The following is a 24,917-nucleotide window of genomic DNA, read 5'->3' on the forward strand; positions in this document are numbered from 1 at the left end:
TGCCGCCGGGGCGGGGCGGACGGGACGGACGAAGCAGCCCGTCAGCGGCCGGCGAGCCCGTTCTCGTAGGCGAACAGCACCAGGCCGACCCGGTCGCGCGCCTGCAGCTTGGTCAGCAGGCGGCCGATGTGGGTCTTGACGGTTCCCTCGGCCATGTAGAGGGTGCGCGCGATCTCCGCGTTGGTGGAGCCGGCCGCGACCTCGAGCAGCACCTCGCGCTCGCGCTCGGTCAGCAGGGCCAGGCGCGGGTCGTGCTCGCCCGGGGTGGGGACAGGGTGGGGACCACGTGGTCCAGCAGTCGGCGCGTCGTCGACGGCGCCACGACGGCGTCCCCGGCGGCGACGTTGCGGATGGCGTTGAGCAGGTCGGTCGGGCGGGCGTCCTTGAGCATGAAGCCGGACGCGCCGGCCTTGAGCGCGGCGAACGCGTACTCGTCCAGGTCGAAGGTGGTGAGCACCAGCACGCGCGTGTCGATGCCGGAGTCCGCGATCCGCCGGGTCGCCTCGACCCCGTCCATGACGGGCATGCGGATGTCCATCAGGACCACATCGGCGGGCGCGGCGATCAGCGCCTCCACGGCCTCGGCGCCGTTGGGTGCCTCGCCGACGACCTCCAGGTCGTCCTCGGAGTCGATCAGCATGCGGAAGCCGCTGCGGACGAGCGCCTGGTCGTCGGCCAGGAACACCCGGATCGTGGCTGGACTCATCGTTGCGTTCCCTCTCTGCCGACTGGACGGTGCGGGGTGGACTCCCGCACCGGGAGCACCGCGCGAACGCGGAAACCGGGGCCATCGCTGCGCGGCCCCGCGGACAGCGTCCCACCCATCGAGGAGATGCGCTCGTACATGCCGCGCAGTCCGTTGCCGCCGCCGTCGGTGGGGTCGTCGACGCCGGTGCCGTCGTCGACCACCTCGACCGTGATGCAGGTGGCGGAGTAGGTGAGGGTGGCGACGGCCGTCGCGTCCGGGCCGGCGTGCTTGAGGAAGTTCGTCAGCGCCTCCTGCGTGACGCGGAAGACCGTCAGCGCGAGCGCCTGGGACACCGGCTGGGGGTTGCCCTCGACGACGAGCCGGATCCGGTCGCTGGTGCGCCCGACCATGTCGGGGATCTCCTCCAGGGTCGGGGCGGGCGCGTAGGACACGGACTCCTCGTCGGGTCCGGCCCGCAGCACGCCCACGATGCGGCGCATCTCGTGCAGCGCCTCCCGGCCGGTCTCGGCGATCGTGTCGAGCGCCTCCGCGGCCACCTCGGGCTTGCGGGACGCCGCCGCGCGGCCCCCCTCGGCCTGGACGATCATGACCGACAGCGAGTGCGCCACGATGTCGTGCAACTCGCGGGCGATCATCGTCCGGGTGGACGCCTCCGAGAGCCGGGCCTGCTGCTCGCGCTCGGCCAGCAGCAGCCGGTACCGCTCCTCCGCGGCCCGCACCTGGGTCTGGCGGGCGTCGGCGACCTCACGCGCGCGGCGTCCGATGGCGTACGGCGTCAGGACGGCACCCAGGCAGGCGCCCCAGAACAGGACGTAGAAGCTCAGGTTCTCGTTGTAGCGCGAGAACCACTGCAGCGGGCCGAGGATGGCGCCGACCGCGCCGACCACGATCACCGAGCGGGCCATCGGGCCGGGCACCCAGCGCGCCACGCTGTACGCGACGATCGGCACCGAGATGAGCGAGAGCGTGGGGTCGGCGAACACCTGGACCTGCCAGACGCCGCCCACCGTGACCAGCGCGAGCATCAGCAGGGGGGAGTGGCGCCGCAGCACCAGGGGCATGGTCATCGCCGCGGAGAAGAACGTGACCACGGCGAGGTAGTCGGCGCCCTGGGCCGGGAACACGTAGGAGGGGACGATGCTGAGCAGGGTCAGGGACACGGCGAGGATCCCGTCGGCGGCCCAATCTCGGTGGGTCGCCCCCGGCGGGAAGAGGACGTCGACCTTGCTCATCGCCTCAAGCGTAGAAGCGTCCGCCAAGCCGGGGGCGGCGGTCGCCTAGACTTCGTGCGTGGTCTACCTGCGGTGGTTCGGAGTCCTCGGGGCGGTCGTCCTCGCCCTCACCTGGCGCGTGCGCCGGTCCCGCCGGGACGCCGACGCCCGGGTCTGGTCCGACGCCACGGACGCCCTGTAGCCCTCCGGCGCCCACGCCCGGACCCGGCGCAGGGACGCGCGGCCCAGGGTGGCAGTGAGAGGGCTCCCCATCGGTCCCCGACGCTGCCTAGACTGACGCCCGGCAACGGCCAGGTCGTGCTCGATCCCTTGTGAACCGCTGGTTCGGGGCCGGGAGGCGACCGGCGGACGACCGGATCCAGGAGGGGACGCCATGATCGAGGCTCCGCGCGCCGCACACCCGCACCCGAGTCGGCGTCGGCGCGCCCGGACGGTGGTCCTCGCCGTCGTCGGGGTCGTCCTGGCCTCGGCGCTCATGCTCGCCGGCTTCTACGCGTGGCGGGTGTGGTCCACCGCGAGCGAGATCCGCCGTGACGACACGCTCCTCCCCTCGCCGGACGCGGTGGATCCGGAGCGGCCCGCGCCCGCGGCGACGCTCACGGGCTCGTTCAACTACGTGCTGATGGGGAGCGACGTGAACCCCGACGGCGGGGAGGGCCGCAGCGACGTCCTGATGCTGGCGCACGTTCCCCCCGCGCGGGACAAGGTCTACGTGATCTCGTTCCCCCGCGACATGTGGGTCCAGATCCCCGGGCACGGCATGGGCGAGATCAACGCCGCCTTCGCCCACGGCGGCCCCGCCCTCACCACCCGGACGCTCGAGGCGCTGGTCGGCGTCCGGATGGATCACGCGGTGCGGATCGACTACGACGGCTTCGTCGGCCTGACGACCGAGCTGGGCGGGGTCACGGTCGACAACCGGGTGGAGAGCACCAAGCAGGGGGCGTCCGCGGTCTACCACTGGCCCGCCGGGCCGGTGACGCTGCAGGGCGAGGAGGCGCTCAACTACGTCCGGCAGCGCCACGGCCTTCCCCAGGGGGACCTGGACCGGGCCGAGCGGCAGCGCGCCATGGTCCGCGCCATCCTCGGCAAGCTGATGAGCCGCGACGTGCTCGCCGATCCCGCCCGCTTCGCCACCGTGATGGGCGCGCTCGGGAAGCACGTCACGGTGGACGCCGGCCTGACCAACGACGCCCTCTTCGCCGCGGCCTCCAGCATGCGGGTGACGTCGTCCGCCGACATCGTGCTGCTGCAGGCGCCGTTGTCCGGATTCGGTCGCTCGGCAGACGGCCAGTCGATCGACGTCGTCAACACCCGGCAACTCGCCGAGATGCGGGACGCGATCCGCGACGGGCGGATGGCGGAGTACGCCGCAGCGCACCGGAACCAGCCGTTGGTCGGCAACCGCTGATCACACCGCGCCGGGGGACAGGTCCAGCCGGCGCAGGCGCTGCGCGTTCAGCGCGACGACCACGGTGGACGCCGACATCAGCAGCGCCCCGACGCTCATCGGCATCACGATGCCGAGGGGCGCGAGCACGCCGGCCGCCAGCGGCACCGTGACGAGGTTGTAGCCGGCCGCCCACCACAGGTTCTGCCGCATGATCGCGTAGCTGGCCTGCGAGAGCCGGATCACCGACAGCACCGAGCGGGGGTCGTCCGAGGCGAGGATCACTCCGGCCGAACCGATCGCCACGTCGGTGCCCGCGCCGATCGCCAGCCCGACGTCGGCCTGGGCGAGAGCCGGGGCGTCGTTGACGCCGTCACCGACCATCGCGACCCGGTGCCCCTGACGCTGCAACTCGGCCACGCGTCCCGCCTTGTCTTCCGGACGCACGCCCGCGATGACGTGGTCGATGCCCAGCTCGGCGGCGACCGTCCTGGCGACCGCCTCGGCGTCCCCGGTGATCATCCCGACCTCGATGCCCAGCCGGTGGAGCCCCTCCACCGCCTGCCGGGATTCGGGGCGGATCGCGTCGGACAGCCGCAGGCCGCCCACCACCTCGCCGCCGCGCAGGACGTGCAGGATGATCGCGCCTTCGTCGGACCACGTCGACGCGATCGGCAGCGCCGTGACGTGGTGCTCCTCGAGCAGCCGCGGCCCGCCCACGCGGACGCTCGCGCCGGCCACCGTGGCGCCCACGCCGACGGCGGGCGACGAGGTGAAGTCGGACGCCTCGGGCACGGCGACCCCGCGGTCGGACGCAGCCGCCACGATAGCCCGGGCGAGGGGATGCTCGCTCCCGGCCTCGGCCGCCGCCGCCCACGCGAGCACCTCGTCGGCGTCGTGGCCGGGCGTGGGCTCGACGGCGGTGACGGTGGGGCGGCCCGCGGTCAGGGTGCCGGTCTTGTCGAACAGCACCACGTCGACGGTCCGCATCGCCTCCAGAGCGAGCCGGTCCTTGATGAGGATCCCCGCGCGGGCCGCCTTCTCGGTCGAGATCGACACCACCAGCGGGATCGCCAGGCCGAGCGCGTGCGGGCAGGCGATGACGAGCACGGTGATGGCGCGTTCGAGCGCCTGGTCAGGGTGCCCGAGCGCCGACCAGACGATCGCGGTGAGGACGGCGGCGCCGAGCGCGTACCAGAACAGCCAGCCGGCGGCCCTGTCGGCCAGGCGTTGCGTCCTCGAGCTCGACGCCTGCGCGTCGGCGACCAGCTTCTGGATGCCGGCCAGGGTGGTGTCGTCGCCGACCGCCGTGACGCGGACGCGGACGCCGGAGTCGGTCGCGATGGTGCCCGCGACGACGTGGTCGCCCACGCCCCGCTCGACCGGACGCGACTCGCCGGTGACCATCGACTCGTCGAACGTGGCGGTGCCATCGACGATCTCGCCGTCGGCCGGGACCGAGGAACCGGGGCGGACCACGACCACGTCGTTGACGCGCAGGTCGGCCGGGGGCACGGTGACGATCCGATCACCCTCGACCCGCTCGGCCTCGTCGGGCAGCAGCGCCGCCAGCGAGTCCAGCGCGGAGGTCGTCTCGGCCAGCGACCGCATCTCCAGCCAGTGGCCGAGCAGCATGATGGCGACCAGGAGCGCGAGTTCCCACCAGAAACTCAGGGAGGCGTCCAGCAGGCCGAGGCGGGCGCCCCAGGAGGACAGGAAGGCCGTCGTGATCCCCAGGGCGATGAGCAGCATCATCCCGGGCTTGCGGTCCTTGATCTCGGACCAGGCGCCGGTGAGGAAGGGCCGCCCGCCCCACAGGTACATCACGGTGCCCACGACGGGGGCGACCCAGCCGACCCAGGCGGCCGTCGGCAGGTGGTAGCCGAGGAGGTGGGCGAACATCGGGTCCAGCGCCACGGTCGGCACGGCGAGAACCAGCATGATCCAGAACAGCCGCCGGAACATCGCCGCGTGGTGGGCCATGTGGCCCCCGCCGTGGGTCTGCCCTGCCTGCCCGTGCCCGTCGTGCCCGGACGCGTCGTGCCCCGACGCGTCGTGCCGGGAGGGGTCGTGCCCGGGCGCGTGGCCCCCGCTTCCTCGGGGCCGCTCACGCTGTGGGAGGCCCGGTCGTGCGTGGCCGGAACCCGCGCTTCGGGCCGAGGCGAGGGGGAAGGGGAGTCGTGGTGGTCGGGGTGCATGTCTCGATCCTCTCTCATGCCGACGGCTCGAGGGTATACCCCCGGGGGTATCATCCAAGCGGGCTGTGCCCCCAACCGTTCCGCTCGGGGCCGGGGTTCGGTAGAGTCGATGGACCCAATCGAAGGAGGTGGGCGCGATGTTGACGGCGATGTCGCACTTCTTCTCCCGGCTCGTCGAGATCTGGCGCGACTGGCGCAGTAAGGCCGACGGCACCGAGGTGACGGACGTCTATCCGGCGGACGCGGCGGACAGCCCCCAGGTGACCGGCAACGAGTTCCACGCCGCGTTCCACACCGAGGCGGGATTCCTCTAGGGCGCCGCGGTCCCGCTACCGTGCGGGCATGCCCACGATCCGTGCCTCCGGCAACCGTTTCAAGGCCGCGCTCGCCTCGGGCCGACCGATCATCGGCCTGTGGGTGGCGTGCGCCGATCCCTATCTCGCGCTGGTCGCGGGCGGTGCCGGCTTCGACTGGCTCGTCGTGGATGGGGAGCACGGCCCCAACGACGTGCGCAGCATCCTCGGCCAGTTGATCGCGCTCGAGGCCTCCGACGCCGCGTTGGTCGTCCGCGCGCCGATGGGCGAGCCCTGGCTGATCAAGCAACTGCTCGACATCGGCGCCGACACCCTGCTCGTCCCGATGGTCGACGACGCCGAGCAGGCGGCCGCGCTCGTCCGCGCGGTGCGCTACCCGCCGGCGGGGATCCGCGGCGTGGGTGCGGGCGTCGCCCGCGCCTCCGGGTTCGGGCGCGACGCCGGCTACCTGGCACGCGCCGACGACGGGGTGTGCCTCATCGTGCAGGCGGAGAGCCGCGCCGCGCTGGAGAACCTGAGCGAGATCGCCGCGGTCGACGGCGTGGACGCCGTCTTCATCGGACCCGCGGACCTGGCCGCCGACATGGGGCAGCCGGTGGCTTCCGCCGCGGTGCAGGAGGCGATCGCGGCGGGCATCGCCACGATCCGGGCGGCCGGCAAGCCCGCGGGCATCATGACGCCCGACGAGACGCTCAACCGGCGCTACCTGGACCTGGGTGCGCAGTTCGTCGCGGTGGGGGCGGACACGCTGGTGTACGCGTCGGCGCTGGACGCCCTCGCCCGCCGCTACGGGCTCGGCGAACCCGACGCGCAGCCGGCCACCTACTAGGTCCTCGCCCGGCTAGCCCAGGACCCACAGGGCGTTGGACGCCGGCCACGGACGCTCGGCCCAGCCGTCACCGTCGCGTTGCGCGAACGCCACCAGCGGCGTCCAGTGCTCGACGTAGCCGGGCTGCGTGTAGTCCTCGGCGTGGCGGACCTCCAGCCCGCTGACGGCCGCGAACCGCGCCGCGGCGTCCGGGAGCGGGCCCGCCACGGTGTAGTACTCCAGGCCCTCGCGCGGCAGGCTGTCCCAGCCCCAGACGTAGGTGAGGAGGAACTCGGTCGTCCAGCGCGCGTCCCCCTCCAGGGCGCCATCGACCAGTCGGACGCCGCCGTCCCGGCCGTCGCTCCACGGCGGGAGCGCCAGCCACTGTTCGAGGAACGCCGGGCCGTCCTCCGCCCGGAAGGTGACCCGGCAGGGGGTCGCCGCATCGCGCGGCCCGACGCCGTCGCGGATGATCAGGCGCCCACCGGGCCGCAGCATCCGGGAGGCGACCTCGACGGCGTGATCGCGGGCGGCGTCCCGGTCGCCGTCGGCGTAGGACCACACCTCGTGCAGCACCGAGGACAGGATGACGTTGTCGAAGGTCCCGGGCTCGAAGACGGCGTCGGCGTCCAGGATGTCGCCCGTCCGGACCAGGCCGCCGGAGCGCTCCACCGCGGACGCGCTCGCGTCCAGCCCGTGCGCGTCCCAGCCCGCCTCGCGGAGCCGGGCCGTCAGGGAGCCGTCGCCGGCCCCGAGGTCGAGGACGCGCCCGGGCAGCAGGTGCGCGAGCATGCGGGCCTTGTCGCCCAGCCCCGCCGCCATGCGCGCGAAGTACGTGTCGTGATGCAGCGTTCCCAGGCCGTGGTGCTCGGTCATGGCGCCCCTCCCGCCGGCGCGGGCCGCCGGTCGGTCAGCCAGGCTAGCGTCGTGCCCCGAGACGCACGAACCCCGCCCCGGTCGAGCCGGGGCGGGGTTCGTCGCGCGGGGTGTCAGCGGTGGCGTCCCGAGGACGTCGTCGTGAAGGTGCCCTCGGCACGCGTGCGATCGTCGTTGACGACCCGGTAGGAGTAGGTGGTGTCCGGGCTGAGGCGGCCGCCACGATTCCCCACCTCGACCGTGCGGGTGCCGGTGCCGTAGGTGGTCACGGTCCACTGGTCGCGACCCGACGTGACCCGGACGGTCGTCCGGCGCTCGGCGTTGCGCGGCACCGTGATCGTCAACTCGGCCGACGTGCGCCCGGGCGTCACACTGACGGCCCAGTCGCGCGGGTTGGCCGTGGGGCTCGGCGTCGCGGTGGTCGGGGTGGGCGTCGGCCGCGGGGTGGCGGTCGTGGGCGTCGGCGTCGGCGTCGGCCGTGGGGTGGCGGTGGTCGGCGTCGGCGTGGGCGTTGGTGTCGGCTGGGGCTTGCGCGAGGCGTCCAGAGCGATGCCGGTGTAGGTGCCGAACTTGCCGCCGATCTGGTCGTGGTTCACGCCGGGGACCCAGGTGGCCCAGGTGCGGAAGCCCTGGGACGTGTAGTAGGAGTGTCCCGCCTTGGCGTAGCCGAGGGCGTCGTACCGCTCGCTGCTGTTGGCGGCCGTGTCGTTCTGCCCCGTCACCCAGTGCAGGGCGAGGTTGGCCTTGGTGTCCGCGGTGAAGGGCGTGACGCCGACGTTGGGCTTCCCGCCGCCGCCGAAGACGACCGTGCCGCCGAACGCCAGCGTGTTGGCGCGCTTGGGGAGGTAGCACTGCGTGATGAACTGGGCGCCGCCGCTGAACCCGGTGAGCCAGACCTCCTGCGAGGTGACGCCGTGGGTGCTGCGCACGTGGGCGAGCAGGTCGGTGAGGTAGGCCTCGTTGCGGGTGCACGCCGACCACCAGGTCTGATCGGAGGCGGGCGTCTGGACGCTGACGAAGTTCAGGTTGCGCGACGTCGTCTGGGCCGCCAGTCCCGAGCCGCCGCCGATGGCGTAGGACTGCGACGGGTTCCGGTGGCCGTACTGGCCGTCGCCGTCGAGATAGACGAGCAGGCCCGCGGAACTGCCGGACGCCGGATAGAAGTGATAGTTCGAACTCGCCCCGTTGGACGCGGTGAACGGAACGAATTGCTTGATATCGGCCGCGATGGCTCGCGAGGACGTCATCACGACGGCCGTTGCGAGGCACACAGCGGCTGTCGTGACGGCTGCGATTCGCGTCACGAAGGTCAACCCTGAGGGCACGGGATCCTCCGATCAATGTGGATGAACGTTTCATCCACAAGGGAGTATGCACATCCCGTGGCGCGCGTGGGTCGCAGGGGCCAATCAGAGCGAGAAAGCGCTCGATAACAGTGTTTCAATCCTCAACCAGCGGTTGAGGGTTTCCCTCATTCGGCCCGGATGAATGATGAATTAAGGGTCCGCGGGGCGTCTTCGCGAAGGGCCCCGAATCAACCGGGAATGGTCCGGGGCGTGCCCGTCGAGGCGCGAATGGCGAGGTTGGACGGCAGCGCGATGTGTTCCGCGGGCCTGTCCGGGTCGGCCAGGGAGGCGAGGACGAGCCCGAGCGCGCCCGCGGCGAGCGCCTCGATGGGCTGCTCGATCGCCGTCAGCGCCGGGCGCGCGTAGCGCGACACCTCGGTGCCGTCGAACGCGACGACGCTCAGGTCGTCGGGGACGCGCCGGCCCTGTGCGTGCGCCTCGGCCAGCAGGCCGATCGACTGGGTGTCGGAGGAGGCGATGATCGCGGTGATGGTGTCGTCGGCGAGCAGGTCGCGGGCGGCGCGTCGGCCGCCGTCCCGGGTGAAGTCCGAGTGCACCACGTCGCTTGGGTGCGGGGTCAGCCCGGCCGCGGCCAGGGGTCCCGCCAGCCGCGGCGCTGCTGGTGTCGGCGACCGTGTTCGTCGCCGGCCTGCAGGGGATCGGCCTGATCCGCAGCCTGCAGGCGGCCATGCAGAACGCGTCGGTCGCCGGCTGGGTGCTGCCGCTGCTGCTGGTCGGCCTGACGGCCGTCATCGTGATCCTGAGCGGGTCGGGCACGGCGCTGTTCTTCGCGATGGTCCCGCTCATGTACGGGCTCGCGGCGGCGGCCGGCATCAGCGCGCTGGCGGTGACGGTGCCCATGGGCATGGCGGGCAACCTGCTGCGGGCGGCGTCACCGGTGGCGGCGGTCGTGGTCATCGTCGCCGGGGCGACCAAGGAGAGTCCGATCAACATCGTGAAGCGCACCTGGTTCCCGATGGTCATCGGCGTCGTGTGCATGTTCGTGCTGTCGATGTTCATGTTCCTGTGAGCAGGCGGGGACGGGCCATCCGTGCCCTCGTGTTCGGGTCGCTGAACCTCGACGTCACGTTCCGGGTGCCGCACATCGTGGAGGCCGGCGAGACGCTCACCGCGTCCGCGCGGGCCATCCACCACGGCGGCAAGGGCCTCAACCAGGCGACGGCGCTCGCCCGCGCCGGCGTCCCGACGGCGATGGCCGGACGGATCGGGCCCGACGGCGCGCCCGCGTGGCCGACGTCGACCTCGCCGACGTCGACTTCCTGTTCGTCAACGAGGGGGAGGCCCTCGGCTTGGCCGGCTGGGCCTCCACCGCCCGAGAGGCGCTGGAGGCGCTGTCGGCGCGGCGTCCGAGCCAGATCATCGTCATGACGATGGGTGGGGCCGGCGCGATGTGCATGGTCGGGGGCGAGCGCTGGGAGGTCCCCGGCGCGGACGTCGAGGTCGTCGACACCACCGGTGCGGGCGACACGTTCACCGGCTACTTCCTGGCCGGGATCGTGCGGGGCCTGCCCCCTGGTGGACTCCCTGAGGGTCGCCCGGGACGCCTCCGCGATCACCGTCGGACGCCTCGGCGCGGCCGAGTCGATCCCCGAGTGGTCCGAGGTGCGGGCTCAAGCCTGAGCCCAGGGTTCCGCCGGCGCCGTGCGCGCCGGCGGAACCCGAGGCGCGCCTACCTCGTCCAGCCGGGACCGACCTGGAGATCGTCCATCTCGAGCGCTCTGACGCGTCCGTCCGCGAACGTCACCCGGGCGGAGAAGACCCCGATGTTGCTTCCGAGTCGGCGGCATTCGAAGGAGAAGGTGTCGACCGCTCGCGACCGGTGATCCGCGTGCGGGGCGATCGTCTCCGACACGGTGACCTCGTGGCGTGACCCGGGGAGTGTGTGGTCGAGGCCGTCGAGCACCTCCACATCGAACGTCACGCTGGACCAGGTGATATCGGTGAGATTCGTGAATCGAGGGCGGAGCCGGTAGGTGCACGTGCCCGCGCGGCGGTCGGCGGAGACCTCCCAATCGCCGATGAGCCGAAGAGTGTTGCGCGTGGCGATCCGCTCCTCGTCGATGCATCGGTTGACCAGCGCCTGGAACGAGGAGTAGTCCGCGACGTGTGCCTGGCTCGCGAGTGGAAGCTTCGCGAAGCGGTCGCGGGCGGTGGCGATCGCCGGGCAGGCGCCGGACGCACGCGCCGCGTCGAGCAGGCCTTCGACTTCGCCCAGTTCGGCCTCCCCCAGCCCGATCAGTCGGTCCGCCTCAGCGATCGCGTCGGCGTTGTGGACGCGCGCCCGCAGCGTCGGGTCCAGAGCCTCCAGTCGTCCTCGCGCCTCCTCGACGCGGCCGCGCGCGTCGATGTCCACGACCCCGATCCGTTCGATGGCGCGTCCCACCTCCTCGACCTGTGCGGCCTGTTCGGCCCGTTCGCGCTCGATCGCCTGTTGCCGACCGAGGAGTGCGACGCCGCCGCCAACCGCCAGGGACACGGCCAGGAACACCGCGGCCAGCGGCCACCACCGGCGGCGAGCCGCCCCTCAGCGCGCGTCATGGCGCGTCAATCCGGCTCTTCATACCTGCGGTGGGTCGAGGTTGAGTCCGCCGCCGATGAGGAGCATGCGTAGTCGGTAGTTCTCGCGGTTGCGGAAGCCTCTGGCGATGCGTCGGTGGAGCTCGATGAGCCCGTTGATGCTCTCGGTGCCGCCATTGGATGCGCGGCCGGTGTCGAAGTAGGCCAGGAAGGCGTCTTTCCACTGTCTGAGGGTGCGGCCGAGTCGGGCGATCTCGGGGATCGGGCAGGAGGGGAACCCGTCGACGACTTGCTCGGCAATCTGGCGGCCCTTGGCTGGGTCGGGGTGGGCGTAGGCGGCTCGAACCTTCTGGGCGCACTGCCAGGCGACGTGGACGGCGTCGTGGCGGTCATCGGCGGCGATCGCCGCGGCGAGGCGGGCGTGTTGCTTGTCTGTGAGCCGTTCGGCCGCGCAACGCAGGATGTTACGGATCCCGTAGAGCGGGTCGCCGGAACGACCCCGGTGGCCGTGGATCTCCTGCTGCACGCGGCGGCGGACCTCATCGACGGCCCGGCTGGCCAGAGCGACCACATGAAACGCATCAAGGACGGCGGTGGCGTCGGCGAGCTTGTCGTCGATGGCGTTCTTGTAGCCGCGGAACGGGTCCAGGGTGGCGACCTCGACCCCGGCCTTGAACCCCTTCCCGCGCTGGTCGAGCCACGTCTTGTACACGGTGCCCGAACGTCCCGGCACCAGATCGAGCAGCCGGGCATGGACGCGTCCGTCCTTGTCACGAGTGAGGTCGACCATGCCGGTGAGCTCCTTGGGGCCACGCTTGCGGGGGCTCACGTGGTGCCACAGGTGCTCATCCACCCCAAGCGTGGTCACGCCGGCGAACCGGGACTCATCAGCGGCGGCACGCTGCAGGATCGGCTCGATGCTGGTCCACACAGTCCGCCACGTGGTGGCCAACTGCCGAGCCAGCCCGGCGATGCTGGCGTGCTCGCGTCGGACCTGCTCGGTCGCCCAGCGACACGCCCGGGTGGTGAGCATCGCGCGTGGCTTGGCGATCTGTTCGTCCTGCTCGGTGAACACCCCTACGGGACAGGACGGCTCGGGACACGTCCACGTGCGTTTGCGCCAACGCACGCGTGTCGGGGCTCCGAAGCAGGGGATGTCGACCAAGGTGACCGTCCGTCGGCCATGGCTGCGGGCTACCACCCCGCAGGTCGGGCAGCCCATCATCGCTGGTGGGGACTCGACCTCGACCACCAGCCCGGCAGGTCGCCGGTCCACTCCGATGACGTGCACGCCGGGCAAGCCGACCAGACGGTCACAGTTGTCGCAGTAGGCGTCGTCATGGGGGCAGCGCGCAGCACACGTCGTAGGCTCAGACACAGTCGGGGTCCTCGGTGGATAAGAAGCTTGGTAACTCCTGATCCTGAGGGCCCCGACCCCTACCTCAGCCCACCCCGCTCACCCGGCGTGTCGCCCCCGACCCACCGCAAGTACGAAGAGCCGTCAATCCTTGGTCCAGCCGGAACCCAACTGGATCTCGTCCAGGGCCGCCGTCCGGGTGTCGCCGTTCGCGAAGAGGACCTCTACCCGGCGGATGGTGAACCCGTCGAACGTCGCACAGTCGTACCGGAGTGTGAAGGTGGAGCGGGACTTGTGGTCGCTGCCGGGCCCGACGCCCTCGTCGAGGGTGAAGTACTGGGACGTGGAGCCGGCGGCGTCGGGGATCTCGCGGCCCTGCGCGTCGTGGCCACTGACGGTGAAGGTCACGCGGGCCCAGGCGCGATCGGTCAGGTTGCTGAACGTGGGACGCAGGTCGTAGGAACAGATCCCCCTGGACTCCCGCACGCCGTTCACCCACCAGGTCCCGGTCACGCGGACCGTGTTCCGACGGGCGGCCCGCTCCTCGTCGGTGCACTTCGTGGCGAGTTCCTGGAACGCCGCGTGGTCCCGGACGTGGGCGCGGCTGGGGAACGGCAGCGCCTGATAGGTGGTCCCGGCGGGCACGACCGCGGCGCAGTCCCGCGACGCCAGGACGGCGTCGATCGCCCGCTGGGCATGATCGATGGCCTGGACCGTTGCTCGCATCTGAGCGATGGCCTCGTCCAGCACGCCCGCGTTGCGGACGCGCGGGCGCAGGTCCACGCCCAGGGCGAGGTACATCCGCTCGATCCCCTCGACGCGCTCGCGGGCGTTGATGTCGACGGTGCCGATCTGCTCGATGGCCCATTCGACGCGCTCGACCGCCTGGGTGTCGCTCACCGTGCGCAGGAGGGCGAGCCCGCCTCCCAGCAGGGCGAGGGCGAGGACGCCGATCACCAGGAACACCGGCCAGCGCTTCCGGCGCGGAGCCGGCGGGCCGGAAAGGGCCGGAGGAAGCCCGGGGCCGGCGCCGTACGGGGGCGGAGTGGTGGGTACGGAATGGGGCGGCGATCCGTGCGGCTCCGATCGAGCGATCCCGCCGAGATCGCCCGGCCGATGGCCGGGCCATGAGGGGTCCGGGGGTCTCGACATCTCGCCCCTTTTGATCGGGCCCGCACCATTGCGGGCCACCTGAACGCGAGCGTATCGCCGGCCTCCCCCTGCGGGAGCGGAATTGCGTCAAGGGGACGGTTGCACGGATTGAGCTCAGTTCCCAGGGTGTACCCCGGCCAAGGCGTTGATAGCAGCGCGTCTGGTTGAACAAAGGGAGAACGTCAGGATGGGATTGGCTTGTCCACGGACAGATCGGCTCGGGCACGACTTACCCACCGCTGAGGAGAACCCCCATGACTCGTCTGATTCCGCTGGGTGCAGAGGAACGCATGGTCCAACTCGCCGAGGGCCCTGTCCGGGTGCTCACCGGCGGCAACGCCGACGACGCGACGATCCCCGTGGTGCTGATCCACGGCGGCGGCACCGACAACGCAGGCATCTCCTGGTTCCACAGCTTCGCAGCGCTGGGTGGCGATCGCGGCGTGATCGCGGTCGACCTTCCGGGCTTCGGAGGCACGAAGGAGGTGCTGCCCGTGGGAGGTCCCGGACCGATGGCGGACTTCGTCGTCCGGGTGGCCGATGCAATGGGCGTGTCGAAAGCGGCGATGATCGGCGTCTCCATGGGCGGCGATGTCGCGCTCAACGTCGCGCTCCGCCATCCCGAGCGGACGGCGGCGCTCGTCCTCATCGCTCCCGGTGGCCTGGCCGAACGGGTCGGAGGACGAGCGACGCATTTCTTGTCCTGGCTCGGCGCGCAACTCCCCGATTGGCTCCTGCTGCCCCTGGCTCGGGTCGCCAACCGCTTCTCCCGCTCCGTCCTGAAGGCGATCGTCGAGGATCTGGCGACGCTTCCGCCCGAGGTCGTCGACGAGTTCGTGCGTGAGGCCAGAGGCCCGCGGGCCGGCATCGGCTACGGGCGCTACAACCAGGAGACGATCGGCCGGACGCGGCTGCTCAACGACCTGACCCCGCGACTGCACGAGATCGGTGTGCCCACGCTGCTGTTCCATGGTGAGAGCGACCGAATGGTCGACCCCGCGGACTCCCGGCGCGCCGCCGAGCTCATCCCCGATGCGCGGCTCGTGCTCGTCCCGCGCATCGGTCATTGGGTCCAGCTCGAAGCGCCTGATCTCTTCGCCGAGGAGACACGGCGCTTCCTCGCCGCAGTCGAAGGCGCACCCGGCGCGTCGTAGCCGCCGGCGGTGCGCCCGGCGCGAGGACCCGCAAGAGACCGGGCCAGGAGACGAGATTCCGTCCCGAACGACGGTGAGGTCAGGGAGTCTCGACGTCGTCCAGCACCCAAACCTGCTTGAGGGGGATCTGAGCGCGCGTGCCGGCCGGCAGCCGGTCGTACGTCTCGAACAGCTTGTCCAGCATCGCCTCCGCGTCCCACACGCGCAGCATGGTGCGATCCCGCTCGAACTCCTTGCGGGCGGGTTTCGTCACCCCACCCCACGCCACGAGCAGCCCCTGGTCGGCCTTGTGCTGCACCATCGCCGAGTGGAGGCCGCGGACGACCTTGACGTCGATCGGTGAGGACTCCGACTTCACCTCGACGATGAGGGTGGGCGCGTCGAGGCCCAGTGGGCCGCGCCCGGCGATGATGTCGACGCCGCCGTCCGGCCCGGGAGGGGACACCTCGCACTGGAAGCCGAGCACGGTCAGGACGTCGGACACGAGATGCGTGAGCTGGTGCTCCCGGAAGGTGGCCGCCACGTGCGTGCGCACCCGGTCCCTGATGGCTTCGATCGTCGGGGCGGTGTCCGGGTCGGTGACGTTCGTGTCGAGGTTCTCGTGCGCGGGCGTCGTGGTGATGGCCCGCGGATCGACGCCCGTGGCGGCGACGGACTCCAGACGCTCCAACGCGTTGTGGCGCGACGGGCTGAACACGGTCATGGCGCCGCCCAACGTGTAGAGCAGGTCCTGGGCGATGACCGCCTTCGCGACCGGCTCGGGCTGCCAGTCGACGGACACGAACTTCTGTCGGGTGGGGTCCGGCTCGTCGGCGTCAAAGGCATAGCCGCCCGTGACGCGGCCGAACTGCACGTAGCCCGGCCGGGACTTCAGGGGCAGCACGATGAGGTCGCCGGGCTGGATCGTGTTGCGGAACGCCCACAGTTGAGCGGTGTAGTTCGACGCACGGTTGGCGGGGATGCCGGGCTCGCGGGACTCCACCAGCGCCCGCACGTCCTCGCGCGACCGGCACGCAGCGATGTCGCCCAGGTTGGGCCAGCCGATCGTGGCCCGCCCTCGGTCCAGGTTGAACTGTTCGTTCGCGCCCCGTGCGCCGGCGCGCACCACCCATGCGGTCATGGAGTCACTTCCATTCGCGTTTGCCAGTCGGGTTGCTGAGCCTCAGCGCTCGAGAACCCCGTCAGAAAGGGTGGCATGAATGGTCCGCTGGTGCGAGGACCTGCCCGGGTCGCGGTGGACCCAGGGGGACTCGAACCCCCAACCCCCTGCTTGCAAAGCAGGTGCGCTACCAATTGCGCCATGGGCCCCGGCGAAGGTCGAGTATAGGTCACCGGCCCTACCCGCTCACGCGGGGGCGTCCGGCTTTCTGGGGAGCGGGAACGCGAGACCGTAGATCTTGACGGTGCGCCGGTCGGACGGCTGGTCGGCGGCCGCGGCCTTGGCGGCGTCCACGTGGCGCGTGATGAGCTCGGTCAGCTCGTCTCCGAGGGCGTTCATCTCGTCCTTGGTCATGGCGACCGTCGACTCCGAATGCAGCGTGTTCTGCACCCACGCGACGTCCTCGGACGCCTGGCGCGCGCCCCACTCGGTCAGGTGGTCCGCGGTCGCCTGGGTCCAGTGCTGCAGCACCGCCTGTCCGGCCAGCCGGTCCTCCTCGGTGTCGGCGTCGAACCGGAAGCCGATGGGGTGCCACCAGCGCTCGCGGCCGGTGCCGCGACCGATGTCCTCGGCGATGAGGCCGTGCCGCTCGAGCTGGCGCAGGTGGTAGCTGGTCTGGCCGGTGCTCTCGCCGATCTCCCGCGCGAGCATGGACGCCGTCGCCGGACCGCCGTCCTTGAGCAGGTCGTACAGCCGCATGCGCAGTGGGTGGGAGAACGCCTTCAGCGTCGCGGCGTCGAGTCGCCGCGTCTCGGGCTTGTCGGAGGGCATGGTGCAGAGATACCTTTGCAGAGAATCCTTTGCATAACTTCTTCTGGTCCCAGGATAGGGGGCGCGATGACCCGCACCGACGCCGACCCGGCCGGACGCGTCCTCGGGCGCCGCTTCGGCGTCCACCTCTCGGCGGTGGGACTGGCGAACCTCGCCGACGGGGTCGTGCAGACCGCGGTCCCGCTGCTGGCGATCACCCTCACGCGCTCCCCGGCGCTCATCGGCGCCCTGACCGCCGCCGTGTGGCTGCCCTGGCTGCTGGCCGGGCCACTCGCGGGGGTGTACGTCGACCGCTGGGACCGCCGCCGCACCATGCTCGTCGCCCTCGGCGTCCGCGCGGGGCTGCTCGCGGCGGTGGCGGCGCTCGCCGGGGCCGGACGCCTCAGCATCGGAATGCTCGTCGGCCTCGCGCTCGGCTACGGCGCCACCGAGGTCTTCACCGACCTCGCCGCGCAGGCCCAGGTGCCGAACCTCGCCGGACGCGACCCCGGACGCCTCCGCGCGGCCAACGCGCGACTCGCCGCCGTCGAGGCGTTGACCAACTCGTTCGCCGGCCCGCCGATCGCGGGCTTCCTCGTGGCGGCGTCCGCCGCCTGGGCGCTGGGCGCCCCCGCCGCGATCGTCGCCGTGGCGGTCGTGACCCTCGCGGTCGGGCTGCGCGGCCGGTTCGTGGCTGCCCGCGGCGCCACCCAGGACGAGATCAAGGGCACCGCCGCCGGCGCCGACGCGCTCCCGACCGTCCGCGCCGAACTCGTCGAGGGGGCCACCACGCTGTGGCGGCACCCGGTGCTGCGTCCCTTGCTGCTGGCCGCGTCCGCCTGGAACTTCGCGTCGACCGCGTTCATGGCCGTCATCGTGCTCTGGCTCGTCGGGCCGGGATCGGCCGGCGGGTTCAGGCCGCAGCAGTTCTCCCTCGCCCTGGTCGCCATGCCGGTCGGGGCGCTCGCGGGCAGCGTCGTCGCCGAGACCGTGCTGCGGCGCGTCCCTGAGATCCCGGTCATGGTCGCCTGCTGGGGGATCAACGCGGCCGTGACCGTCGTGCCGCTGCTGTCGCCGACCCTGCCCGGTGCAATCGTGTGGCTCCTCGTGGCGGGGTTCGCCGGCACGATCGGCAACGTCGTCACGACCTCGCTGCGCCCCCGCCTCATCCCGGACCGCCAACTCGGCAAGGTGTCGGGGGCCTCGCGGGCGCTCGGCTACGGCGCGATGCCGCTGGGCGCGCTCGTGGGCGGCCAGGTGGGGGAGTGGTTCGGCATCCCGGTCGTCCTGGTCGGGGTCGCGGTGGTCTTCGCGCTGGCGACGCTCGCCGTCGGCGTCCGGGTGCGGCAGTCGCTCGTGGACGCCCTGCTGCCCGCGTCCTGAGTCGTCCCGCGCCCGCGCGCCGGCGCGTCCCCGAGCCCGCGACAAGGCGCGACGCGCGCTCGCCGACATAACGCACGATGCAACCTGGTTGCGCGGTCAACGACTTTTCCCGTACCGTTGATCGCGAGGGGAGTACTTCATAAGCCTCCGCCGGACACTACGAACGGTCACACATCGTTCTCGGCGTGAGCGCCCGACAAGGGTGAAGGAGACCTCAGACCGACAACGATCTGAGGAGACCTGTGTCCCCGCAACTCATGCCGCTCGAATCCGGGCTGTCCACCATCGGCACCCCCGCCCTGTGGGCCTGGACCATCGGCGGCGTCCTGGCGCTGTTCGTCCTGGACTTCATCATCACCCGCCGTCCGCACGAGGTCTCCATGAAGGAGGCCATCGGCTGGTCGGTGTTCTACGTCGCCCTGCCGCTGCTGTTCGGCGTCTACCTGCTCACCCAGTTCGGCGGCCAGATCGGGCTGGAGTACTACACCGGCTACCTCGTCGAGAAGTCCCTGTCGGTCGACAACCTGTTCGTGTTCATGCTGATCCTCAGCGGGTTCGCGGTACCGAAGGAACTGCAGCAGCGTGTCCTGCTCATCGGCGTGGCCGGCGCCCTGGTGCTCCGCGCCATCTTCATCGCGCTGGGCGCCACCCTGATCGCCCAGTTCAGCATCACGTTCCTCTTCTTCGGCCTGATCCTGCTCGCCACCGCCGTGAAGGTGTGGAAGGACGCCCAGGGCGAGGGCCACGACCAGGACGTCTCCGACCTCAAGGTCGTCCGCCTCATCCGCCGCTTCTGGCCGGTGACCGACGACTACCGCGGCACGAAGATGACGGTCATGCAGGCCGGACGCCGCGCGCTGACCCCGCTGGCCGTCGTCACGATCGCGATCCTGGCCACCGACATCATGTTCGCCATTGACTCGGTGCCCGCCGTCTACGGCATCACCGGCGACCCCTACCTCGTCTTCGTGACCAACGCGTTCGCGCTGCTGGGCCTGCGCGCCCTCTACTTCGTGCTGCAGGGCGTCCTGAGCAAGCTGGTCCACCTCAGCTACGGCCTGGCGATCATCCTCGCCTTCATCGGCGTGAAGCTCGTGCTGCACTGGGCGCACGGCGTGTGGGCCTGGGTCCCGACCGTCCCGACGCTCGCCTCGCTGGGCGTCATCCTCGGCGTCCTCACGCTGGTGACCGTCACGAGCCTGATCGCCAACAAGCGCGCCGAGCAGGCCGCGGCGGCCGCGCAGGAGGACGCTCTCGAGGACGCCAACGCCTAGTTCGGAGCGTCGCGCTTGACAGGCCGACGGCAACCATTCTTCGCGTCAGGCGCGGATGCAACTATTCTGGGTATGTGTGGCCGTCGTGTGAGTTGATGTGCTATGTCCGCGCGCGGGTGGATTCCTCCCCCGGGCGCGGACCGCGCCTCGCTCCCGACTCCGTTCGGACCGCACCCGCGGCGTCCCAAAGGCGCGGCGGGTTCGCCGGGCTCAGCGCCGCATGATCACATCCGCCCCGGGGTGCGATCTCCACCGTCCGGCGCTGGGGGCGTCGGCCGCAACCGAGGACAGGCATGACTGAACCCAACCAGGGCCCGACCACGCCCGGGACGCGTTCCGCTGGAAAGCGGAAGGCGCGCCGCACGCCCGGTCAGGTCGTGTTGTCGATCGTCAAGTGGATCGTCGTCGTCGCGATCGCGCTCGCGGTGATCGGCGCCGGCGTGTTCGGCGTCCTGTACGCCACGACGCCGATCCCCGACCCCAACAAGGACTTCAAGACCAACGTCACCACCGTCTTCTACGCCGACGGCCAGGAGCAGATGAGCACCTTCGCGGTGCAGAACCGCGTCTCCATCCCGCTGGCGGAGATGGGCGACATGGCCAAGAAGGCCGTGGTCGCCGGCGAGAACGAGACCTTCTGGGAGGACCCGGGCATCTCCGTGCCCGGCCTGATCCGCGCGGCCACCTCGCTGGTCGGCCCCGGGGACGCCGTGGGCGGCTCGACGATCACCCAGCAGTGGGTCAAGGTCATGTACCTCACCCAGGACAAGACCTTCACGCGGAAGCTGACCGAGATCATCCTCGCTCTCAAGGTGGGTCAGGACCTGCCCAAGGAGCAGATCCTCGAGAACTACCTCAACACCGTCTACTTCGGACGCGGGGCCTACGGCATCCAGGCTGCCTCGCAGGCCTACTTCGGCATCGACGCCAAGGACCTCGACCTGAAGCAGTCCGTGGCGCTGACGGCGATCATCAACTCGCCGGGCAACCTCGACCCGGCCCGCGGCGACGCCCAGAAGCGCGACCTGATGGAGCGCTACCAGTACGTGCTGAACCAGATGGTGAAGCTGAACTACATCACCGACGCCCAGCGCGCCGAGATCTACACCACGCTTCCGGAGTTCCCCCAGATCTCCAACGACTCCCGCTTCGGCGGCCCGAAGGGGCACCTGCTGAAGATGGTCCGCGACGAGCTCAAGGCGGCCGGCTTCGACGAGGCCACGATCGAGGGCGGCGGCCTCCAGATCCGCACCACGATCGACAAGAAGCTGCAGGACGCCGCGGTGACGGCCGCGCAGGACCAGGCCAACAAGATCGCCAAGGCCCAGAAGCAGGACCCGAACTTCTACCACCCGGCGATCGCGTCGCTCGACACCGGCACCGGCGCCATCCTGGCCATGTACGGCGGCCCCGACTACACCAGCGACTTCAACAACTACGCCACCATCGCCCGCGCGGCGGGCTCGACGTTCAAGCCCTGGGCGCTCGTGGCCGGCATCCGCGACGGTGCGTCGCTGACCGACCGGTTCAACGGCGACGAGTTCACGCCCAAGGGCGAGAAGAAGCCGATCAACAACGCGGGCAACCGCAACTACGGCCCGGTGACGCTGGAGAAGGCGACCACGAGCTCAATCAACTCGGCCTACGTGGATCTGGTCACCCAGATGAAGGACGGCCCCAACAAGGTGATCCAGGCGGCCACCGACGCCGGCCTGACCAACCACAACTGGGAGCCGGTTCCCGGCATCGCGCTCGGCTCGGCCGAGGTCTCCCCGCTGGAGGCGGCGCGCGGCTTCGCGACGCTGGCCAACCAGGGCAAGCGCACCAACCCGCACATCGTCGCCGAGGTCAAGGACATCGAGGGCAAGGTCATGTACCAGCCGACGATCAACCCCGAGCAGACCGTCGAGGAGGATGTCTCCCGCAACTCCGTCTCGGCGCTGCTGGGCGTGACCCAGGACGGCACCGGCCGCGTCGCGGTCTCCGGGCTGGGCGGTCACCAGGTGGCGGGCAAGACCGGCACCAACTTCTCCAACGGCGAGACTCTCGCCACGTGGTTCGTCGGCTCGACGCGTCAGATCTCGACGGCGTTCGTCCTGACCGCCGGCCCCAACGCGCGCAGCAACCTGGGCCGCAACACCTACGGCTCGACGTACTCCGCGGTGGGCTGGAACGCCTACATGAAGGTCGCGTTGCAGGGCAAGGAGAAGATCGCCTTCCCGGGACCGGTCAAGCAGACGCGCAAGGGCAACTTCACCGCCCCGCCCACGCCGAAGCCGACCGCGACGCCGACGCCGACGCAGACCACCGTGGCGCCGACGACGCCTCCGCCGTCCCCGACGCAGGAGCCCACCCAGGAGCCGACGCAGGAGCCGACGCAGGAACCGACCCAGGAGCCGACGCCGACCCCGACGCGTCCGACGAACACGCCCAAGCCGACGGCCACCCCGACCAACGGGAACGGTGGCGGCGGGGGCAACGGCGGCGGCGGCAGGCCCACCCCGACGGCGCGGCCCTAGCGCGCCCGCGGCATGACCGCTTCCCCGCTCGACACGCTGCTCGGCGGCCCTCGTGGCAGCCGGGCAGCGGCGTCCCCGCGCCGTGCACCGCTGTCGCCGGTGCTGCTCGCCCTGGGCCTCGCCACGGTCAACTGGTCGATCCTGATGGCGCGGCAGGCGCCCTGCCTGGCCGACCCGGGCGCCCAGTACTCGGCCGGCTGCTACTCCGACATCACCGCCCTGTGGGGGTTTCGGGGATCGAGGACGCCCAGATCCCCTACGTCGAGGCGGACCTGGAGTATCCGGTCCTGACAGGACTGTTCATCTACGTGACGCGGCTGCTCTCGGGGGTGTTCCCCGGCGACCGCATGATCGCGTTCTTCGGCACCACCGCCGTCGCGCTGTTCCTCTGCTTCCTCGGGCTGATCCTCGTTCATCTCCGCATGCCGGCCTCGGAGGTCGGGCCCGTCGGGGGCGTCCGGGGCTGGACCGGAGTGCGCGCGCTGGACGACCGCGAGGGCGCCGACGCCTGGGTGCGTGACCCGCGCTGGCAGGCGGTGATGCTGGCCGCCAGCCCCCTGGTCGCGGCCGGCGCGCTCATCAACTGGGACCTGCTGCCCATGCTGCTGGCGTCCGGGGCCATCCTGGCTTGGGCGAGAGGACGCCCCGGATGGTCGGGCGCCCTGATCGGGCTCGGGACGGCCGCGAAGCTCTACCCGGCGCTGCTCCTGCTCCCCATCGCGCTGATCTGCCTGCGGGACCGGCGCTGGCGCGACGGCGTCGCGACCCTGGCGGGGGCGATCCTGGGCTGGCTGGCGGTCAACCTGCCCGTGTTCCTCGCCGCCCCCGACGGCTGGCTGCACTTCTGGACCTTCAACACCGAGCGCACCGCCGACCTGGGGTCGATCTGGTACGTGCTCGAGGGGCTGGGCGTCCAGTTCCCGAGCCTGACGCTGCTCATGGCCGTCGGCCTGATCCTGGGGGCAGTGGGGCTCGCGATCGCCTACCTGAAGGCGCCGGCGGTGCCGACGCTCGCGCAGGGTGCCCTGCTGATCGTGCTGCTGTTCTGCCTGGTCAACAAGGTCTACAGCCCGCAGTACATGCTGTGGCTGCTGCCGCTCGTCGTGCTGGCGCGCCCCGTGTGGGTCGACTGGTTGGTGTTCACCGCCGGTGAGCTGGTGTACTGGGCGGCGGTCTGGGTCTACCTCGACGGCGGGTTGTTGGCCGGCGACGGCGAGCCGCGCGCCTACTGGGCGGCCATCCTGGTCAGGATGGGGACCGAGATCTTCGTCGCGGCGCGCGTCGTGCGCGACATCGTGGGAGCGCGGGTGGAAGGACGCCGGTGGCGCGAGTGAAGCGGCTGGAGGACGAGAACCTCCGGATCGTGCAGGTGTGGCTCCTGACCCGGCTGCTGTTCGCCGTGATCGCGGTCGCGCTCGCCGTCATGGGGCAGCGCCCCCTGGACTCGGTCGTCGCGCAGTGGGACGTCGCGCACTTCCTCAAGATCTCCACCGAGGGTTACGCCGACCCCAACGAGATGGCGTTCTTCCCCGGCTGGCCGGCGGTGCTGCACGCGGTGGGGCTGACCGGCTTCTCCAAGGTGATGGGCGGCACCGTCATCGCGCTGGCCTGCTCGCTGGCCGCCGCGTTCGCGCTGAAGCGGATCGCGGGGGCGTGGGGCGCCATCGCCTGGCTGCTCGCCCCGACCGCGGTCTTCACCGCGGTGCCGTACACCGAGGCGCCGTTCTGCGCGCTGGCCTTCTGGGCGTGGGAGCGCGCCACCCGCGACAAGTGGGGGCAGGCGGCCGTGCTGGCGGCGCTGGCGTCCACGCTGCGGGTGTCGGGGCTGTTCCTCATCGGCGCGCTGTTCATCCTGGCGCTGACCCAGAAGCTCGGCCGCGGCCAGGTCCTGGCGGTCCGGTTGTCGTGGCTGGTGCTCCCCGCGGCCGTCATCGTGGTGTACGTGGCCTACCTCTACGGGCTCACCGGCTCGTGGACCGCCTGGTTCTCCGCGCAGGAGGCCGGCTGGCAGCGCGGCTTCCACTGGCCGTGGGAGGCGCTGGCCAACCACTGGGGCGTCCTGTGGGTCCCCAACGCGGAGCATCCCGAGTGGCCCTGGGTCTTCCGGGCCGAGCTGATCTCGTGGATCGTCGGCGTCCTGGTGACGCTGGTGGCGCTGGCGAAGAAGCGCGTCGCCGAGGCGTCCTGGGTGGCGGTGCAGGTGCTGGCGTTCTCCGTGTCGTACTGGCTGATGAGCGTGACCCGCGCCGTCCTGCTGTGGTTCCCGCTGTGGCGGCTGATCGGCGAGTTCATCGAGTCCCGCCCCCGGACCCGCGCGTGGGCCGTGCTGGGCTGGATCGCCGCCGGGATCGCCGTCGCCGTGCAGTGCGTCTGGGCCTGGCTGTACTTCACCGGCCGCTGGTCGAGCTGACCCCGCCCCGTTGCGTCGCCCGCGGCGCCCGCGTTTGGGACGGGTTGCCCGCGTTCGGGTCGAGTCGCCCGCGTTCGGGCCCGCGTTCGGGTCGAGTCGCCCGCGCTAGAGACGAGTTGCCCGCGTCTGCGTCAGTTGCCCGCGTAGGAAAGGGGGCATCTGGCGTTTACGGGGCGACTGGCTGCGGCGGCGCAGGAGGATGCGGCACTCGCCCCGGTGAGTCGCCCGCGTTTGGGACGAGTTGCCCGCGTTTGGGACGAGTCGCCCGCGTTGGGGACGAGTCGCCCGCGTTGGGGACGAGTCGCCCGCGTTGGGGACGAGTCGCCCGCGTTTGCGTCAGTTGCCCGC

General features: G+C 71.4%; 23 protein-coding genes, 1 tRNA gene and 2 pseudogenes. 14 read left to right on the plus strand and 12 right to left on the minus strand.

The window, feature by feature from the left end; all coding sequences use genetic code 11:
• Window positions 1-41: 41 nt before the first annotated feature.
• Both G7070_RS08830 and G7070_RS08835 read right to left on the minus strand, forming a co-directional pair.
• Window positions 42-706, minus strand: a pseudogene (locus tag G7070_RS08830) (response regulator).
• On the minus strand, window positions 703-1,941 hold the full coding sequence (locus G7070_RS08835; RefSeq protein ID WP_166233435.1) for a sensor histidine kinase: 1,239 nt from the start codon (window positions 1,939-1,941) through the stop codon (window positions 703-705). Before G7070_RS08835 ends, G7070_RS08830 begins: the two are co-directional and overlap by 4 nt.
• Window positions 1,942-1,999: 58 nt before the next feature.
• Between G7070_RS08835 and G7070_RS19435 the strand changes: the two genes are divergently transcribed.
• Together G7070_RS19435 and G7070_RS08840 are read left to right on the plus strand one after the other, a co-directional pair.
• Window positions 2,000-2,122 (plus strand): hypothetical protein, encoded by a 123-nt coding sequence (locus G7070_RS19435; RefSeq protein ID WP_284690929.1) that lies wholly within the window; start codon window positions 2,000-2,002, stop codon window positions 2,120-2,122.
• A 192-nt stretch (window positions 2,123-2,314) separates the two neighbouring features.
• Entirely contained in the window at window positions 2,315-3,352 is a 1,038-nt protein-coding gene (locus G7070_RS08840) for an LCP family protein (protein ID WP_166233436.1), read from the plus strand.
• Here G7070_RS08840 and G7070_RS08845 read toward each other — a convergent pair whose 3' ends face one another.
• Window positions 3,353-5,314, minus strand: coding sequence for a heavy metal translocating P-type ATPase (locus G7070_RS08845; RefSeq protein WP_166233437.1), 1,962 nt, complete (start codon window positions 5,312-5,314; stop codon window positions 3,353-3,355). It abuts the gene before it with no gap.
• A 352-nt stretch (window positions 5,315-5,666) separates the two neighbouring features.
• Between G7070_RS08845 and G7070_RS08850 the strand changes: the two genes are divergently transcribed.
• Complete coding sequence (locus tag G7070_RS08850) at window positions 5,667-5,843, plus strand: hypothetical protein (protein ID WP_166233438.1); 177 nt, start codon at window positions 5,667-5,669, stop codon at window positions 5,841-5,843.
• Window positions 5,844-5,871: 28 nt separating this feature from the next.
• On the plus strand, window positions 5,872-6,672 hold the full coding sequence (locus G7070_RS08855; protein WP_246226961.1) for an aldolase/citrate lyase family protein: 801 nt from the start codon (window positions 5,872-5,874) through the stop codon (window positions 6,670-6,672).
• A gap of 12 nt (window positions 6,673-6,684) precedes the next feature.
• On the opposite strand, the gene G7070_RS08860 is transcribed toward G7070_RS08855, so the two are convergent.
• From G7070_RS08860 to G7070_RS08870, 3 genes are all read right to left on the minus strand, one after another.
• Window positions 6,685-7,527 carry a methyltransferase gene (locus tag G7070_RS08860; protein ID WP_166233439.1) on the minus strand — a complete coding sequence of 281 codons (843 nt, stop codon included), beginning with the start codon at window positions 7,525-7,527 and terminating at the stop codon, window positions 6,685-6,687.
• Window positions 7,528-7,640: 113 nt separating this feature from the next.
• Window positions 7,641-8,774, minus strand: coding sequence for an alpha/beta hydrolase family protein (locus tag G7070_RS08865; RefSeq protein WP_166230686.1), 1,134 nt, complete (start codon window positions 8,772-8,774; stop codon window positions 7,641-7,643).
• A gap of 287 nt (window positions 8,775-9,061) precedes the next feature.
• Entirely contained in the window at window positions 9,062-9,481 is a 420-nt protein-coding gene (locus G7070_RS08870; RefSeq protein WP_166235125.1) for a LacI family DNA-binding transcriptional regulator, read from the minus strand.
• 14 nt (window positions 9,482-9,495) lie between these two features.
• Here G7070_RS08870 and G7070_RS08875 point away from each other — a divergent pair, with 14 nt between their 5' ends.
• The 3 genes and pseudogenes from G7070_RS08875 to G7070_RS19885 form a co-directional block, all read left to right on the plus strand.
• The gene (locus G7070_RS08875) at window positions 9,496-9,903 is read left to right on the plus strand and encodes a transporter permease (protein ID WP_206079687.1); all 408 of its coding nucleotides are present in this window, start codon (window positions 9,496-9,498) and stop codon (window positions 9,901-9,903) included.
• Window positions 9,904-9,932: 29 nt separating this feature from the next.
• The gene (locus G7070_RS19880) at window positions 9,933-10,262 is read left to right on the plus strand and encodes a PfkB family carbohydrate kinase (RefSeq protein WP_431977941.1); all 330 of its coding nucleotides are present in this window, start codon (window positions 9,933-9,935) and stop codon (window positions 10,260-10,262) included.
• Window positions 10,148-10,393 (plus strand): annotated as a pseudogene (locus G7070_RS19885) (carbohydrate kinase family protein); the annotation flags it as partial. The gene G7070_RS19880 and the pseudogene G7070_RS19885, both read left to right, overlap by 115 nt.
• Before the next feature lie 170 nt (window positions 10,394-10,563).
• On the opposite strand, the gene G7070_RS08885 reads toward G7070_RS19885, so the two are convergent.
• From G7070_RS08885 to G7070_RS08895, 3 genes are all read right to left on the minus strand, one after another.
• A complete protein-coding gene (locus tag G7070_RS08885; protein ID WP_166233441.1) occupies window positions 10,564-11,382 on the minus strand; it encodes a hypothetical protein in 819 nt (272 codons plus the stop codon).
• A 69-nt stretch (window positions 11,383-11,451) separates the two neighbouring features.
• Complete coding sequence (locus tag G7070_RS08890) at window positions 11,452-12,663, minus strand: ISL3 family transposase (protein ID WP_206079689.1); 1,212 nt, start codon at window positions 12,661-12,663, stop codon at window positions 11,452-11,454.
• A 249-nt stretch (window positions 12,664-12,912) separates the two neighbouring features.
• Window positions 12,913-13,734 carry a hypothetical protein gene (locus tag G7070_RS08895; protein ID WP_166233442.1) on the minus strand — a complete coding sequence of 274 codons (822 nt, stop codon included), beginning with the start codon at window positions 13,732-13,734 and terminating at the stop codon, window positions 12,913-12,915.
• A 440-nt stretch (window positions 13,735-14,174) separates the two neighbouring features.
• On the opposite strand from G7070_RS08895, the gene G7070_RS08900 reads away from it, so the two are divergent.
• A complete protein-coding gene (locus G7070_RS08900; protein ID WP_166233443.1) occupies window positions 14,175-15,074 on the plus strand; it encodes an alpha/beta fold hydrolase in 900 nt (299 codons plus the stop codon).
• A 79-nt stretch (window positions 15,075-15,153) separates the two neighbouring features.
• On the opposite strand, the gene G7070_RS08905 is transcribed toward G7070_RS08900, so the two are convergent.
• The 3 genes from G7070_RS08905 to G7070_RS08915 form a co-directional block, all read right to left on the minus strand.
• A complete protein-coding gene (locus tag G7070_RS08905) occupies window positions 15,154-16,194 on the minus strand; it encodes a restriction endonuclease (protein ID WP_166233444.1) in 1,041 nt (346 codons plus the stop codon).
• Between the two features lie 115 nt (window positions 16,195-16,309).
• Window positions 16,310-16,382 (minus strand) — tRNA-Ala (locus G7070_RS08910).
• Window positions 16,383-16,419: 37 nt separating this feature from the next.
• Complete coding sequence (locus G7070_RS08915; protein WP_166233445.1) at window positions 16,420-17,004, minus strand: winged helix-turn-helix domain-containing protein; 585 nt, start codon at window positions 17,002-17,004, stop codon at window positions 16,420-16,422.
• 66 nt (window positions 17,005-17,070) lie between these two features.
• On the opposite strand from G7070_RS08915, the gene G7070_RS08920 reads away from it, so the two are divergent.
• The 6 genes from G7070_RS08920 (at window position 17,071) to G7070_RS08945 (ending at window position 24,569) form a co-directional block, all read left to right on the plus strand.
• Window positions 17,071-18,366: an MFS transporter gene (locus G7070_RS08920; RefSeq protein ID WP_166233446.1), complete on the plus strand. Its 1,296-nt coding sequence runs from the start codon at window positions 17,071-17,073 to the stop codon at window positions 18,364-18,366.
• 242 nt (window positions 18,367-18,608) lie between these two features.
• The gene (locus G7070_RS08925; protein ID WP_246226965.1) at window positions 18,609-19,640 is read left to right on the plus strand and encodes a TerC/Alx family metal homeostasis membrane protein; all 1,032 of its coding nucleotides are present in this window, start codon (window positions 18,609-18,611) and stop codon (window positions 19,638-19,640) included.
• Between the two features lie 293 nt (window positions 19,641-19,933).
• Window positions 19,934-22,159, plus strand: coding sequence for a transglycosylase domain-containing protein (locus tag G7070_RS08930; RefSeq protein ID WP_166233447.1), 2,226 nt, complete (start codon window positions 19,934-19,936; stop codon window positions 22,157-22,159).
• A 12-nt stretch (window positions 22,160-22,171) separates the two neighbouring features.
• A complete protein-coding gene (locus G7070_RS08935; protein ID WP_166233448.1) occupies window positions 22,172-22,450 on the plus strand; it encodes a hypothetical protein in 279 nt (92 codons plus the stop codon).
• Window positions 22,381-23,493 carry a glycosyltransferase 87 family protein gene (locus G7070_RS08940; protein WP_166233449.1) on the plus strand — a complete coding sequence of 371 codons (1,113 nt, stop codon included), beginning with the start codon at window positions 22,381-22,383 and terminating at the stop codon, window positions 23,491-23,493. Before G7070_RS08935 ends, G7070_RS08940 begins: the two co-directional genes overlap by 70 nt.
• On the plus strand, window positions 23,481-24,569 hold the full coding sequence (locus G7070_RS08945) for a glycosyltransferase family protein (protein ID WP_166233450.1): 1,089 nt from the start codon (window positions 23,481-23,483) through the stop codon (window positions 24,567-24,569). The genes G7070_RS08940 and G7070_RS08945 overlap by 13 nt, the downstream gene beginning before the upstream one ends.
• Window positions 24,570-24,917 lie beyond the last annotated feature (348 nt).

This window comes from Propioniciclava coleopterorum (assembly GCF_011393335.1).
Lineage (GTDB): Bacteria > Actinomycetota > Actinomycetes > Propionibacteriales > Propionibacteriaceae > Propioniciclava > Propioniciclava coleopterorum.